General features: G+C 69.1%; 15 protein-coding genes and 2 tRNA genes. 11 read left to right on the top strand and 6 right to left on the bottom strand.

From position 1 onward, the window contains the following. The first annotated feature begins 2 nt into the window (after positions 1-2). The 4 genes from ACSHV8_RS35725 (at position 3) to ACSHV8_RS35710 (ending at position 3,549) form a co-directional block, all read left to right on the top strand. Positions 3-530 carry a cysteine hydrolase family protein gene (locus ACSHV8_RS35725; protein WP_436523141.1) on the top strand — a complete coding sequence of 176 codons (528 nt, stop codon included), beginning with the start codon at positions 3-5 and terminating at the stop codon, positions 528-530. Between the two features lie 400 nt (positions 531-930). Next, positions 931-2,187, top strand: coding sequence for a GH12 family glycosyl hydrolase domain-containing protein (locus tag ACSHV8_RS35720; RefSeq protein ID WP_436523139.1), 1,257 nt, complete (start codon positions 931-933; stop codon positions 2,185-2,187). Positions 2,188-2,228: 41 nt separating this feature from the next. Continuing rightward, positions 2,229-2,750: a SigE family RNA polymerase sigma factor gene (locus tag ACSHV8_RS35715; protein WP_436523137.1), complete on the top strand. Its 522-nt coding sequence runs from the start codon at positions 2,229-2,231 to the stop codon at positions 2,748-2,750. Next, entirely contained in the window at positions 2,743-3,549 is an 807-nt protein-coding gene (locus tag ACSHV8_RS35710; protein WP_436523135.1) for a hypothetical protein, read from the top strand. The genes ACSHV8_RS35715 and ACSHV8_RS35710 overlap by 8 nt, the downstream gene beginning before the upstream one ends. Positions 3,550-3,607: 58 nt before the next feature. Here the strand turns inward: ACSHV8_RS35710 and ACSHV8_RS35705 are convergent, their stop codons facing one another. After that, a complete protein-coding gene (locus ACSHV8_RS35705) occupies positions 3,608-4,000 on the bottom strand; it encodes a hypothetical protein (RefSeq protein WP_436523134.1) in 393 nt (130 codons plus the stop codon). A 4-nt stretch (positions 4,001-4,004) separates the two neighbouring features. Continuing rightward, a complete protein-coding gene (locus ACSHV8_RS35700; protein ID WP_436523132.1) occupies positions 4,005-4,583 on the bottom strand; it encodes a TetR/AcrR family transcriptional regulator in 579 nt (192 codons plus the stop codon). Positions 4,584-4,651: 68 nt separating this feature from the next. Between ACSHV8_RS35700 and ACSHV8_RS35695 the strand changes: the two genes are divergently transcribed. Together ACSHV8_RS35695 and ACSHV8_RS35690 are read left to right on the top strand one after the other, a co-directional pair. After that, positions 4,652-5,200, top strand: a complete 549-nt coding sequence (locus ACSHV8_RS35695; protein WP_436523130.1) for a hypothetical protein — start codon at positions 4,652-4,654, stop codon at positions 5,198-5,200. Between the two features lie 10 nt (positions 5,201-5,210). Beyond that, positions 5,211-5,675, top strand: coding sequence for a GNAT family N-acetyltransferase (locus ACSHV8_RS35690; RefSeq protein ID WP_436523128.1), 465 nt, complete (start codon positions 5,211-5,213; stop codon positions 5,673-5,675). Between the two features lie 76 nt (positions 5,676-5,751). On the opposite strand, the gene ACSHV8_RS35685 is transcribed toward ACSHV8_RS35690, so the two are convergent. Both ACSHV8_RS35685 and ACSHV8_RS35680 read right to left on the bottom strand, forming a co-directional pair. Beyond that, complete coding sequence (locus tag ACSHV8_RS35685; protein ID WP_436523126.1) at positions 5,752-7,011, bottom strand: Ig-like domain-containing protein; 1,260 nt, start codon at positions 7,009-7,011, stop codon at positions 5,752-5,754. A gap of 150 nt (positions 7,012-7,161) precedes the next feature. Beyond that, positions 7,162-8,397: an Ig-like domain-containing protein gene (locus tag ACSHV8_RS35680; protein WP_436523124.1), complete on the bottom strand. Its 1,236-nt coding sequence runs from the start codon at positions 8,395-8,397 to the stop codon at positions 7,162-7,164. A gap of 134 nt (positions 8,398-8,531) precedes the next feature. Between ACSHV8_RS35680 and ACSHV8_RS35675 the strand changes: the two genes are divergently transcribed. The 3 genes from ACSHV8_RS35675 (at position 8,532) to ACSHV8_RS35665 (ending at position 9,787) form a co-directional block, all read left to right on the top strand. Next, positions 8,532-8,607, top strand: a tRNA-Lys gene (locus ACSHV8_RS35675). A 66-nt stretch (positions 8,608-8,673) separates the two neighbouring features. After that, entirely contained in the window at positions 8,674-9,660 is a 987-nt protein-coding gene (locus ACSHV8_RS35670; RefSeq protein ID WP_436523122.1) for an SEC-C metal-binding domain-containing protein, read from the top strand. Positions 9,661-9,714: 54 nt separating this feature from the next. After that, positions 9,715-9,787 (top strand) — tRNA-Lys (locus ACSHV8_RS35665). 45 nt (positions 9,788-9,832) lie between these two features. On the opposite strand, the gene ACSHV8_RS35660 is transcribed toward ACSHV8_RS35665, so the two are convergent. Together ACSHV8_RS35660 and ACSHV8_RS35655 are read right to left on the bottom strand one after the other, a co-directional pair. Then, the gene (locus ACSHV8_RS35660; protein ID WP_436523120.1) at positions 9,833-10,033 is read right to left on the bottom strand and encodes a hypothetical protein; all 201 of its coding nucleotides are present in this window, start codon (positions 10,031-10,033) and stop codon (positions 9,833-9,835) included. A 146-nt stretch (positions 10,034-10,179) separates the two neighbouring features. After that, positions 10,180-11,991 (bottom strand): glycoside hydrolase family 9 protein, encoded by a 1,812-nt coding sequence (locus ACSHV8_RS35655; protein WP_436523118.1) that lies wholly within the window; start codon positions 11,989-11,991, stop codon positions 10,180-10,182. Between the two features lie 139 nt (positions 11,992-12,130). Between ACSHV8_RS35655 and ACSHV8_RS35650 the strand changes: the two genes are divergently transcribed. Then, positions 12,131-12,748, top strand: a complete 618-nt coding sequence (locus tag ACSHV8_RS35650; RefSeq protein ID WP_436523116.1) for an NADPH-dependent FMN reductase — start codon at positions 12,131-12,133, stop codon at positions 12,746-12,748. 411 nt (positions 12,749-13,159) lie between these two features. Then, positions 13,160-14,230 carry an ABC transporter substrate-binding protein gene (locus ACSHV8_RS35645; protein WP_436523114.1) on the top strand — a complete coding sequence of 357 codons (1,071 nt, stop codon included), beginning with the start codon at positions 13,160-13,162 and terminating at the stop codon, positions 14,228-14,230. The last annotated feature ends 6 nt before the right edge of the window (positions 14,231-14,236 follow it).

Raw genomic sequence — 14,236 nt, 5'->3', positions numbered from 1 at the left:
TTGTGGTCGTTGATGTCCAGAACGGATTTATACGTCCTCCTTCGGCGCCAGTGGTTCCCGTAATTGAAAGACTGGCAAGCCGATGGAAGAGTGAGGGGGGAGAAATTGTTTTTACGCGCTACCTCAACTATCCCGGAAGCCCTTTCGAGCGTATGATTCATTGGGAGAAGCTTCGCGACTCCCCTGAGACCGATATCGTTCCGGAACTTGTTGCGCTAGCGAACGAATCTATCGTCCTTGACAAGACTATCTACAGCCTTTTCTCGGAGGAGGGAACGCAACTTGTTCGCGACAGGGGCTGGAAAGATATCTACATTTGCGGGATAGCCACAGAGAGTTGTGTCCTGAAAACCGCCGTAGACGCCTTCGAACAGGATCTAACGCCTTGGGTGATCGCTGAGGCCTCCGCTAGCCACGCGGGGCAGGACGTTCACGACGCTGGGATGCTCGTCATCCGCCGATTCATCGGCCGGGGACAGATCATTAGCGTCGCTGATGTGCCCCTTGAGCCGATGATCCCGGCGCCGTAAGAGCACGCGGCGTCCGGGACCCCCACAACTCGTCGAGCGTTGTGGGAGCAAAGTGGGAGCAACTTGGGAGCGGTCAGCGTCTGTGATCTACGGTCTGACGCTGTCTCTGATCGGCTGCCTAGAGTAGTTGAGCTGGGAATTCAGCCACTACGCAGGGCGTGCTGGGCGTAATGACCTTGGTTGTGGTCCAGGGGGTCGCGGGTTCAAGTCCCGTCGATCACCCCATGTAGCGCTAAAGGCTCGGTCTTCGGACCGGGCCTTTTTCGTGCGCGCACCGTCCTGAGGGCCGGTCAGGAATCCGTACGGCGGAAAAGATTTTTTGGGGAGCGCGCAACCTTTCGTGTCGCCGGGACCACTGGGTGGGTGATCAACGCAAATCCCTGCCCCCGGGAGTCCCCTGATGCTCGCCAAGCGTTTCGTCGTGCCGCTCGCGGTCGTGACGATCGGCGCCGGTGCCGCGGTCTTCGGTGTTCTGAACGCCGATGCCGCCGAGACCGTCGGTTGTGCCGTCACCTACACCGTCAACAGCCAGTGGAACTCGGGTTTCACCGGTGATGTGCGGGTCCGCAACACCGGTGCGTCGGCGGTCGACGGCTGGACCCTCGGGTTCACGTTCCCCTCCGGACAGAAGGTTGCCTCCGGTTGGGCCGGCACCTGGACCCAGACCGGCGCGAAGGTGGTCGTGACCGACGCCGGCTGGAACCGGGGTATCGCCGCCGGGGCCACGGTCGCTCTCGGTTTCAGCGGCACCTGGAGCGGGACCAACGCGATCCCCAGCGCGTTCACCCTCAACGGCGTGACCTGCGGCGCGACCGCTGTCACGACGTCCCCCGCGGCGACCGCGGCGACCACGTCCCCGAGCGCGACAAAAAGCGCCAGCGCGACCCAGAGTGTCAGCCCGACCCCGAGTGCCGGCGCGACTCAAAGCGCCGGCCCGACGAAAAGCGCCACCCCGGCGGCCACCAAGGGCGCCGAGAACTGCACCGACTACGCCGCCCTGGTCCGCGGCAAGTACTGGGTGAACAACAACGTCTGGGGCCGCGCCGACGGCACCGGCTCCCAATGCGTCTGGGAGAACGGCCTGAGCGGCGACAACCTCAGCTGGGGGACCAGCTGGACCTGGGCCGGCGACACCACCAAGGTCAAGTCGTATGCCAGTGCGGTCCTGGGCTGGCACTGGGGCTGGAAGACCACCGGCACCGGCCTGCCCGTCCAGTTGAGCGCCGGTAAGGCGGTCAAGGCGAGCTGGAACTTCACGGTCACCCAGAAGACGTCGAACATCATGAACGTCTCCTACGACCTGTGGTTCCACAAGATCGGGAACGCCGACTGGTCGGACCAGCCGACCGACGAGGTCATGGTCTGGCTGTACAAGAGCGGCGGGGCCGGCCCGGTCGGTACGAAGCAGGCGACTGTGACCGTCGGCGGCACGACCTGGGACCTCTACAAGGGCAACATCGGCTGGGACGTGTACTCGTTCGTGCGCACCTCGAACACCACCTCGGCCGACCTGAACCTGACCGATTTCACCAATGACCTGGCGGGGCGGGGATGGCTCGACAAGACCAAGTACCTGTCCAGCGTGCAGGCCGGAACCGAGGTCTTCACCGGCTCGGGGCAGCTCGACACCAGCGCCTACTCGGTGAAGATCAGCTAACCCGGTCGGCCTGCGGGCCCTCGACGGTCAGGAAGAGCCGCGTGCCGGAGCACGACGACGAACGCGCCTTCAGGCGTTTCTTCGACGAACACCACACCGATCTGTCGCGCCTGGCGTACCTCGTCACCGGGGACACGCAGGTCGCCGACGATCTGGCGTCGGACGCGTTCGTCGAGGTGTGGCGCCATTGGCAGCGGGTGCAGGCGGCGGACAGCCCGATCGCGTACGCCCGCGGCATCGTGACGAATCTGGCGCGTCAGTGGATCAAAAAGCAGACCCGGGAGCGGGCCGGGTTGCTGCGGCTCGGGCTGCTGCGCCGCGACCGGGGCGAGACCGATACCCCGGCGATCCTGGACGTGCGCGCGGCGCTGGCTCGACTGCCGCTCCGGCGCCGGGAGTGCGTCATCCTCCGGTACGCGTTCGACGTGCCGGAGAAGGAGGTCGCCTCGATTCTCGGGATCTCGGTCGGTGCGGTGAAGAGCCACACCTCTCGGGGTGCGGCCCAGCTGAGCGAGTTCCTGCGGGGGATGCCGCTGATGACGGGAGGTGGCCACGATGGCTGAGGACCTGGGTGCGGTGCTGCGCCAGGAGGCCGAGCGGCACGTGCCGGACGGCGACGCGATGTTCGACCGGATCAACCGTCGCCGGTTCGCTCCCGAGCCGGTGCGAGCGTCGCGCCCTTTCCCGGGGTTCACCGGCCTGCGCCCGGTCGCCGCGGCCGCGTCGGTGGTGGCCGTCCTGGTCACCGGTTTCGCCGGGATCCGGGTGCTGACCCGGGACGAGCCGAGGAAGGCACCGGCCGCGACGACCGGCCCGGCGTCGGTGGCCCCGACCAGCACGCCGCCGCTGCCGGTGATCACCTCGCCGACGCCGGCGACGACCGGGAAGTCCAGGCACACGGCTGACGCTCCGCCGCCGGCGCGTTCCGGCAACAGGCCGAGTTCGGCTCCGCCGCCGCCGAAGTTCCAGCCGGTGGCCGGCTTCGTCAGCTCCACCGGGGTGATCAACTCGTACTCGACCGAGACCTGGGCGCAGAGCGACGTGACGCTCACCACCACGCAGGAGATCACCGCGTTGGACCTGGCGATCAGCGTGGCGCGGACCGACGGCGTGAAGAGCACCGGGAACTGGAGCACGATCCCGGCCGAGATGATGACGATCACGCTGACCGAGGAGAAGGACGCGCTGATCTACCGGTACACGCTCAAGCCGGGCGGCCGCCTCGCGCCCGGTAGGTACGTCTTCGCCGCGCAGTACGAGCACGCCGCCGGGAAACGCGACCCGGGCGCGGATCTCTACGGTGCGATCTGCTCGGCCGGGGACCAGAACGCGGAGGTCACGGGGGCCTTCACCGCGAGCTGACCCCGCCGGGCCGCCTCTGGCGGGGACGGCCCGGCGGGTGTCTCAGCCCGGAGGGGTCTCAGTTGGCCGAGTCCAGGCCGCTGTCGGCGCACACCTGGGACATGTCGGCCGCGGCGGCACTGACCGCCGCGATCGCGTCCGGCTCGCTCTGCGTCTCATGAGAGGCCAAGGCTTTCGCGTACGCCTGACCCAGCGCCGTCGCGGCATCCGCGACCGGGGCGTCGGCCGTGCCGCTGACCGCGACAATGCCCTGGATGACGCCCGGCTGCATCAGTGACGCCTCGCGCACCGCGGTGGCCAGCGCCCGGCAGGTGAGCAGCCCGGGCGGGTCATCGACGGGGGCCGAGGAGGCGCTGGGGGCGGGCGCGGGCGATCCGGGGGTCTGGTCGTCACCGCAGGCGGCCAGACCGGCCGACAGGAGCAAAGCGACAAACAGCACGAAACGGGTCATGCGTTCAACTTAGGCCGCCCCGGGTCAGGAACGCGTCCAACTCGGTGACCATCTCGTCCGCGGTCAGGTGCCCGGCCAGCACGTGCACGGTCAGACCGTCGACCACCGCGTGCAGCCGCCGCGCCCGGGTGCGCCGCTCGGGCTCGTCGGCGTCCGGTGCGAGCGCGGCCACCACCCGTACGCATAAATCGAACATGCTCTGGAAGTGCAGTCTCTGCACCCGGGCGAGCGCCGGATCGCCGAGCCCGAGCGCGAGGAATCCGAACGCGATCGCGGCCTCGGTGTGCCGCTCGGCGTCGACGGGCATCGTCTCGAGCAGGATCCGCCGGGCCACCTCGTGCACCGGCCCGTCCGTCGGCATGTCCACGATCCGGTCCGTGACCTGGGCGATCACCTGCTCGCAGGCGAAGGCCAGCAGCTCGTCGCGGGTGGCGAAGTAGTGCCGCAGCGCGCCCGTGGACCAGCCCGACTCGGCGGCCACGGTCCGGATGGACACGTCGGCGACCCCGTCGCGGGCGATCACCCGCTGGACGGCTCCGGCCAGTTCGCGGCGGCGCTGATCATGATCGACGATCTTCGGCACCGGTTCATCATCGCACGGTCGTGTTATAAACAAGAAAACACGACCGTGTGAAAAAAAGGGGGCGGCTCATGATCGGGCTCATCGTCGCGTGCGAGATCGGCTTCTGGGTCTTCCTGCTGGCCGGGCTGGTGACCCGATATCCGCTGGGCCGCCGCCGCATCGGCGCGATCCTGCTGCTCGGGGCGCCGCTGCTCGACGTCGTGCTGCTCGCGTCGGCCGCGATCGACCTGCGCCGCGGGGGAGAGGCCGGCTTCGCGCACGGGCTGGCGGCCGTCTATCTCGCGGTCACCGTCGTCTCCGGGCACTCGCTGATGCGGTGGGCCGACGTCCGGTTCGCGCATCGGTTCGCCGGTGGCCCGGCGCCCGTCCGGCCGCCGCGGACCGGTCGCGCGCACGCCGCCCACGAGCGGCGGCAGTGGCTCTGGCACCTGCTGACCTACGTCGTGGCCGCCGCCCTGCTCCTCGCCTTCACCGCGCTGGCCGGCGGTTTCGAGCAGGCTGCCCCGCTCTGGTCGGTGATGGCCCCGTGGACCGTGGTCCTCGTGATCGACCTGGTCATCTCGTTCAGTTACACCGTCGCGCCGCGTTCCGGGGACGCTGTGCCGCCGCGGTCGTAACGTCCTGGGCATGCACATCCGCCCGATCCACCAGGGTGACGCGCCCCGGCTGGCGGTCCTGCTCCAGCAACTCGGCTACCCGTCGAGCGAGAAGGACGTCCGGCACCGGCTCGGCTACTGGCTCGACGACCCGGCGAGTCACCTGCTCGGCGCTGACGACGACGGCGTGCTGGCCGGGGTCGCGGCCCTGCACGTGACGCCGATCATCGAGGTGACCGGCAAGTTCGCGCGGCTGGTGGCGCTGGTGGTGGACGCCGAGAGCCGCAAGCGCGGGGTCGGGCGGGCGCTGATGACCGCCGCCGAGGACCGGGCGCGCTCGGCCGGCTGCCTGTTCATGGAGGTGACCAGCAACCGGCAGCGGCTCTCGGCGCACCGTTTCTACGAGAACCTGGGCTACACCGACACGCACGAACGGTCGCGCCGGTTCGTCCGCTCCCTGGCCACCACCCCGCCCGGCGGCGTCCAGCCGAGCTGACCCCGTACGGGAAAGAAAAAAGCGCGGACCCGGTCCCGAAGGACCGAGCCCGCGCCGAGCGGGGGTGAGACGACCGTCAGAGTGCGCTGGTCTGCTTGAACGCGTCGTAGCTCATGTTCCAGTCGGTCCAGCCGTTGCCGTTCTTCAGCTTCTCCTCGGTGCCGGAGACCGTGATCACGTCGCCCATCATCGTCTGCTTGAAGAGCCAGGCACCCATCGCCTCGGAGACGTTGACGCAGCCGTGCGAGACGTTGTACTTGCCCTGCTGGCCCTCGGACCACGGCGCGGCGTGGATGAACTGGCCGCTCCAGGTGATCCGCTGGGCGAAGTCGATGTTGGTCTTGTAGCCGCCCTTGGGGTCGGTGTCGGTGGTGTCGAAGACGGTGTGCTCCTTCTTCTCGATCACCACCATCGTCCCGCTGGAGGACGGCGTGGACGGCTTGCCCAGGCTGACCGGGAGCGTCTTGATGACCTTGCCGTTCTCGGTGACGGTCATCTTCTTGGTCTTGTTGGACACCGTCATGATCAGCGAGCGGCCGATCTTGAGGTCGACGGTGAGGTCGGACTTGCCATACCACCCGTCGTCCAGCTTGACGCCCTTGAGCTGCACCTTGTAGTCGATCTTGGTGCCGGCCTTCCAGTACACCTTCGGCCGGTAGTGCACCTCGGTCGGGCTGATCCAGCCCCAGGTGCCCTCCTGCGCGGGGGTGGCGGTGACGACCATGTTGCGCTCGACGGTCGCCCGGTACTTGGCCGGGATGGCGCGGCCGAACTTCATGATCAGCGGCATGCCGACACCGACGACGTTCCCGTCACCGAGGAAGCTGGTGACGCGCACCAGGTTCGCCGGCTTCTTCATCACGGTGAAGTCGCTCGTGGTCTCGTTGCCCTTGCCGTCGACGGCCGGGGTGCTGACGGTCACCGTGTACTTCGAGCCCCAGTCCATCGACTCGCCCGGGTGCCAGACGTTCTCGTCCTTGTCGACGGTGCCCTTGACCTCTTCACCGGCGGCGTTGGTCACCTTGACGGTGGTGTTCTCCGGGTCCTCGCTCGTGTACTTGACGTCGGACCAGGCCTCGACGTCGGTGGCCGCCGCCTTGGGCGAGGTCACGGCGACGGTGCTGAGCGTCGGCGTGGGCGATGGAGCGCCGGACTCGGCGGTGCCCGCGGCACCGTTGCTCCCGCCGCCCTGCCAGCTCGGTGACTTGCTGGTGCTGCTGCTGCACGCGGCCGTGAACAGCAGACTGCCCGCGAGCAGCGCGACAAGCGCGGCCCGCACCCGGCGTCGACCGTTCCCGGCCGGCTGACTCAGCCCGGCCGACCGAACTCCATTCATCTCCATGGTCCCCTCACGGCGTCGTCTCTCCCCGGCGACCAATACTGCTCCGAAAACACCAGTTGACCAATCCCGGATTCGTGCCGCGAACGCCACACCATGCCTATCGGTGTGTCCTGGCGAACACTGACCCGGGATGTACCGAATGTCTCAGCCGAGGTCGGCCGGCACCGGCAGCGCGCTGCCCTCGGCGAACTTCTTCCAGCTCACGTCCCATGGCGTCCAGCCGTTGCCGTAGTCCAGCTCGTCCCCGGTGCCCTTCACCGTGACCGGGTCGCCGATCAGGGTCTTGTCGAACAACCAGCTCGCGTTCGACGGGGACACGTTGACACATCCGTGGGACACGTTCGTGCGGCCCTGGGCGCCGGTCGACCACGGGGCGGAGTGGATGTACTGCCCGCTCCAGGTGAGCCGCTGCGCGTACTGGATCGTGGTGCGGTAGCCGCTCGCGCCGTCGGTGTCCGTGGTGTCGAAGACGGTCGAGGCCATCTTCTCCATGACGACCATCGTGCCGCTCGACGACGGCGTGCTCTTCTTGCCCAGGCTCACCGGCATCGTCCGGACCGTCTTGCCGTCCTGCGTCACCGTCATCTTCTTGGTGGCGTTGTCGACCTTCATCTCGAACTTGCGCCCGATCTTGGAGGTGGCCGAGCGGTCCCGGTCGCCGTAGAAGCCGTTGCCGATGGGCAGGCCGCCGACGGCGATCCGCACCTTGATCGTGGTGCCGGTCTGCCAGTACTCCGGGGCGCGGTAGTAGGCCTGCGTGCCGCTCGACGTCCACGACCAGGTGCCCGGCTGCGACGGGCTGGTCTCGACGAACATCCGCTTCTGCACGGCGGCGCGGTCGGCCTTCTTGACGCCCGGGGTGAACTCGACGACGACGGGCATGGCCACGCCGTACGTCTGGCCGTCGAAGAGGTAGAGCCCGGTGCCGGTCCGCTTGCCGGGGGCGCCCATCGTCGTGAAGGTCGTCTTCGACGTCGTGGTCGTGCCGTTGTCGGCGGTCGCGGTCACCTCGGCGGTGTAGGCCTGCTTGGTCGCCAGCGTCGTGCCGGGCACCCAGGACGAGTTGTCGTCGCGGAGCTTGCCGGCGACCGCCTTGCCCTTGGCATCGGTGAGCTTGACCGAGGTCACCTTGCCGTTGCTGACCTTGAGGCCGATCTCGGTGCTGACCGGCACGTCCTTCTTACCGGCGGCCGGGGTGATCGACAGGGTGGCCGGGAGAGCGGCGGTCGTGCTCTCCGGGAGCGCCGAGGTGGCCGGCGCGGCGCTGGCGGCCTCGGCCGGGTCGGTGAAGGCCGGCTTCTTGTCGTTGCTGCAGGCGGCGAGCGGCACGGCCACCGCGAGCGCGAGCACTATCGCCACACTGCGGCGGAAGTCAACCATCGTCGGGCCCCGTTCTGGAGTTCTCGGCGCAGCCATCCTTGCGCACGAAAGCAAATCCCGGGTCCCCCTTAAGGAGGTACGCAGGCGATTTCGAGGATCTTCCGAGGCCGTGCTACGGTTTTCTCCGTTGCCAGGCGTCGCTAGCTCAACTGGCAGAGCAGCGGACTCTTAATCCGCGGGTTGTAGGTTCAAGTCCTACGCGACGCACCAACACGAAGGCCGCGACACCACTCGGTGTCGCGGCCTTTGTCGTTTCTGCGCGCGCTACGCTGGCGCGTGCCTTCTGAGACTCCCCTCACCGTCGACGACTTCGACGCCATCGCCTACCGGGCCGCCGCCCTCGACGATCCGACGCCGGTCGTCGCCGAGCTGATCGCCGCCGTCGAGCGCGGTCCGGTCGAGGACGACGAGACTGCCGCGCACGCGTTCATCCTGGCCGCCGAGATCACCGAGCGGGCCGGCGATCTGCCGGGCGCGCTCGGCTACGCGCGGCGGGCGACCGAGGTGCCGGGCGAGGACGGCCTGGCCCGCGCCGGCTACGCCGAGCTCCTGGTCAAATCCGGACGCGAGAAGGAGGGGCGCGAGCTCTTCGACGCGCTGCGGCCTGAGCTTTTGCAAGATCCACATGCTCCGGCGTACGTCGGTGAGGCGCTCGACGCCTGCGGTCTGGGCGCCGTCGCCGAGGAGTGGCTGTCCGTGGCCGCGCGCACCATCGTCGAGGAGAACCAATTCGGCCCCGAGGACGACTCCGACGACCTCGGCGTGCTCGACCTGCTCTTCGCGGTGCTCACCGAGCGCCACCGGATCCGCGAGTCCATGGAGTTCCCGCACGACGAGCTGGACGGCCTCTTCCACGAGATGGAGGACGCGCTCGACGAGGACGAGCCGGTCGAGAGCGGTCAGGCGCTGCTCTACTGGCCTGAGGCGGAGCTGGCCCAGGTGCTGCAGCGTTGGCCCGAGCGGGCCGACATCTACGGGCTGGACTGGCTGGACCACCGGACGAACGTGGAGCGGACCCTGGCCGCCTGGTCGTCGACCGGGGTGACCCGGATCGCGCTGATCCCGGGGTCGATGGCGGGCCTGCTCGCCTACGCGGCCGAGGCAGGGGTGGACCCGGGCGACCGGGAGGCCCAGGCCGACTACGCGGCCGACCGGGCCGACGGGGGCGAGCTCACCGAGTGGCCCCCGCAGCGGAACGGGGCCTGCTGGTGCGCCTCCGGCGCCAAGTACAAGAAGTGCTGTCTGCCCCGCTCCCGGGCCTGACCCACCCGGTAAGCGGCACCCCGCGGGTGTGCTAACGTTCTTCCTCGTTGGCCGGCGCCGCTAGCTCAACTGGCAGAGCAGCGGACTCTTAATCCGCGGGTTGTAGGTTCAAGTCCTACGCGGCGCACAACACCTTGAAGGGCCCCGGATCCGGGGCCCTTCTTGCTTGGGGTCATCCCGTGATGAGGACGCGGTCCAGCGGGTTGAGGCAGACCAGCGCCACCCGGCTGCAGTAGTCGTCGCACTCGGCGTCGTGGCGGGCCAGCCAGGCCGCGCCGGCCATGGTCTCGCCGCACATCGCCGCGGTGTAATCGACCGGGCGGGCCGGCTCGCCCCGCCCGTCGATCTCCACGGTGACCTCTGATTGCGCCATTGCGGATCACACTCCCGATCGTGGTCACCAGCCGGCCGCCCCGGCGTGACTCACTCCGGGATACGCCTACGTTCGGTAATCAGTTCACCGATCAGGCCACTGTGGCACGTCATTTTTCGGCGAAACGGCTACGCGCTGCTACGAGATCAGCCGGCCGCGGCCAACGCGAAGGCCAGCATCCCGGTCGCGGTGAAGTCCAGGGCCGGCTCGTTGGTGGCCGAGACCCGCATGTCGTCGACGTACTGCGCGTCGTCCCGGTCGAACTCCTCGTACGACCCGTCCGAGCAGAGCGAGTCCGGCGTCTCCTCCTCCAGCGACTCGACCCGGCCGGCCGTGTTCGGCCCGTTGACCACGGCGCCGGTCAGCGACGTACGGGTCAGGGTCCCGATCTGGTCGTGCGGGCACTTCGGATAGTCGTCGCCGGCGCCGATCACCATCGACAGCCCCCAGCCGTTGGCGCCGAGCGCGACCGAGCGCTGGGCCGTGGCGAACGCCGCGTACCGGTCGTCGCCGGTCATCCGCCGGTACAGGGCGGCCGTCGCCGCCCAGCCCAGCTGCCGGGCCGCGTAGTCCGACCCGCCGGCGCCGGCCGTCGCGCCCATCGGGTCGGCCGACGCCGCCTTGACCGCCTTGTCGAGGCGGGACCGCAGGTCGGCCGCGAGCGCGGTCGCCGGCGCCAGCCGGTACAGCTCGGCGTCGGCCAGCGCGTCGACGTCGTACACGGTCAGGCCGTCGTCGCCGCCCGCGGTCTCGCCGGCCCAGCGCTTCGCCTGGCCGGTCCACGCCGTCACCCGCTTGTCGCCGAGCGCCTTCCCGGCCAGGGCGAGTTCGGCCGCGCCCAGCGTCAGGTCGTCGTCGAAGCTCTCCTCCGGGTAGAAGTCGCGCGGCACGGTGGTGACCAGACCTCCGCCCGCGCCGGTGCCGGCCCGCGCGAACAGCTGGGCCGCGGTGTCCAGGTAGGACCGGGCCCGGGCCGGGTCGGTGTGCGCGTCCAGCTGGGCGGCCAGGGCGAACGCGGCCGACACCCGCCCGGCCAGGTTCGGGCTGATCGGCTCGCCCGGGGCGGCGGCCCGAAACACCGGCCTGTAGCGCTGGTAGTAACGCCGGTCACCCGGCTGCACGTCCAGCCCGTCGTCAGCCTGCGGCAGCCGCCAGGCGTCGTGATCGCCCAGGTAGGCGTCGTTGCCGCCCACGCCGACCTGGGTGTAGAGCACGCCGTCGTGGTACATCTTGGTCAGCCAGTCCAGCCCGTGCCGGATCTCCGCGGTCAGGGTCGCCGGGGCCGGGCCGTCCCGGGCCACGAGCTGCATGACGATCAGGGCGTAGGCGGTGGTGTGGGTGAACTTGAGGTAGTCGCCGGCGTCGTACCAGCCGCCCTCGACGTCGACCCGGGTGTCGGTCGCGGTCAGCGCGCTGTCGTCGTCGTCCGGGGTGAGGTAGACGGTGGCCGACCGGTCGTCGGCGTGCGCGGCCGTCCGCTGCCAGGCCCCGCCGACCTGGTCCGGGCCGTCCCGATGGGCCTGGAAGTACTGAACCGTGTCGGCCACCAGGGGGCCGTAGAGCCGGCCGGCGGCGTCGATGCGGAACGCCGGGGACTCGGCGGTGACGCGGTCGTTCATCCGTACGCGATAGGTGCCCGGAGTCCGCAGGGCCGTGAGGTCCAGGGGGTTGATCGCGCGATAGCGCGTGTTCCAGTCGCCCCGGCTGGGCCCGGCGGCCAGCGTGAGCACCGTCCTCCCGTGGTCGTCGATCACCGTGGCCTTCGCGCCGGCCGCGTCGGACGGGGTCATGAGCAGCGCGATCTTGCTCTCCCCGGTGATCCAGCCGACCTGGTCGACCCGGATCCGGGCGGCCGGCAGCGCCCGGGTCGGCGACGGCGAGGGCTTGGGCGTCGGCCGCGGCTCGGGTTTCGGCGGTGGTGCGGAACACGAGGCGGTGAGCAGGATCAGGACGATCATCGGTACGCGGTACGGGCGGCGCTTCACGATGCGCAAGCTTCACCGAGTACACGTTCGTGCGGACGCACCGGCTGTCCGCCAAAGATCTGACAGTTCGCTGTGAACGGGCCGGAAGCACCGACGCCGTATCGTCTCGGCCATGACCTGCGTCCTGCTGATCCCGGGCAGCACTCGCGACGGATCCCTGCACACCGCTGCCCTGCGCACCGCCAGCCGGTTCGCCCCGCCGGAGGTCGACGCCACGCTCTACACCGGGCTGCGCGACCTGCCGGCGTTCGTGCCGGGCGACCCGGCGCCGCCGGAACCGGTGAACGATCTCCGCCGCCGGGTCGCCGAGGCGGACGCGGTGCTGTTCAGCACGCCGGAGTACGCAGGCTCGCTCCCCGGCAGCCTGAAGAACCTGCTGGAGTGGCTGATCGACGGCGGCGTGCTGACCGGCAAGGCCACCGCCTGGCTGTCGGTCGTCGCGCCGGGGCAGGACGAGGGCGCCCGGGCCGGTCTGGAGTCGGTCCTCGGGCACGGCGGCGCGCGCCTGCTGCGGGCCGCCTGCGTGCGGATCCCGCTCGACATGCGCGCGGTCGACGAGCAGGGCCTGGTCACCGACCCGCAACTGCACCAGGCGCTGCAGGACATGCTCGGGGCGCTGGCCCGCGTCTCGGCCATGCCCAAGCCGGCGCCGTCCTGGCAGGTGCAGTCCAGCCTCTACCCGGTGATCACCCGTTCCGACATGCCGACCTTCGGTCGCAAACCCTTCTAGGCGTACGCCGTGGGTTATCGCCCGCTGAGATGATCTTTAAAAGAACCTCAAGTAGTGGGTCAAGCGCGACGTCTGTAACGCATAGTGGACACCCGAGTCGTTGCCCGGAAGGGGACCATCGTCGTGGCCAGCGCAGACCCGTTGCACACCCGTATCATCGTGGTCACTGAATGTAATCATTCCTCATCGGACCGTCCGATCCTGCCGGCGACCCGCCGCCGTCGTCTCCCGGTGCGCCCACCCCGCTTCTTCCGGCGCCACGCGGGCTGACCGGGAACGCCGCTCACTTCCGATTCGACACCTTGCGAAACACGCAGGTGGAGAGCGCTACATCCCGGCCGTTCCGTGGAAACTGCCACGAAACAGGCGCTGGTTAGCTTCGGGCCCTCCTTGAGGGAAAGTGAGCATCGCGTGACCGCGAACATAAATCGACGTGCCCTGCTGCGTGGCGGTTTCGGCCTGGCCGGCCTCGGCGTCTCGGCCGCCCTGCTCGCCGCCTGCGGCGATGACGACTCCTCGACCGGCAGCGCCTCCGGCGGTGCCAAGAGCTTCGGCGCCCTCAACTACCAGCTGTCCTGGGTGAAGAACGTCGAGTTCGCCGGCGCCTACATCGCCGACACCAAGGGCTACTACACGGCCGCCGGGTTCACCTCGGTCAACCTGATGGCCGGCGGCCCGAGCGTCAGCCAGGACGCCGTGGTCGCCTCCGGCAAGGCGCTGATCGGCATCTCGTCGCCGGACATCACCGCGGCCGCCATCCTCAAGGGCGCCGAGCTGGTGGTGATCGGCGCGCAGTACCAGAAGAACCCGTTCGCGATCGTCAGCCTGGCCGGCACCCCGATCAACACCCCGCAGGACATGATCGGCAAGAAGATCGGCGTGCAGGCCACCAACGAGCCCGTCTGGAACGCGTTCCTCAAGGCCAACAACATCGACCCCAGCAAGATCACCAAGGTGCCGGCCCAGTTCGACCCGTCCCCGCTGGTGTCCAAAGAGGTCGACGGCTGGTTCTCGTTCTTCACCAACGAGCCCAACCTGCTCAAGGTCAAGGGCGTCGAGACCGCGGCGATGCTGCTCAACGACCACGGCTACCCGATGGTCTCCGAGGTCTACGTGGTCAAGAAGTCCAGCCTCACCTCCGACCGGGACAAGCTCAAGGCCGTGCTCACCGGCGACGTCAAGGGCTGGACCGAGTCCCTGGCCGACCCGAAGGTCGGCGCCAACCTGGCCGCCACCAAGTACGGCAAGGACCTGGGCCTGGACGAGGCCGAGCAGACGCTCGAATCGGCCGCCCAGAACACCGTCGTGCAGACCGACGAGACCAAGACCAACGGTCTGTTCACGATCACCGACGAGAAGGTCGACGAGACCATCAAGACGCTCGCGCTCGGCGGGGTGACCATCACCAAGGAGCAGCTCTTCGACCTCTCGCTGATCAAGGAGCTGTACACCGAGAACCCGTCGCTGAAGGCGGGGTCCTGACCGGCG

Origin of the sequence: Actinoplanes sp. HUAS TT8 (genome assembly GCF_051380535.1) — a bacterium.
Lineage (GTDB): Bacteria > Actinomycetota > Actinomycetes > Mycobacteriales > Micromonosporaceae > Actinoplanes.
This window is presented reverse-complemented; position numbering and strand designations above follow the sequence as displayed.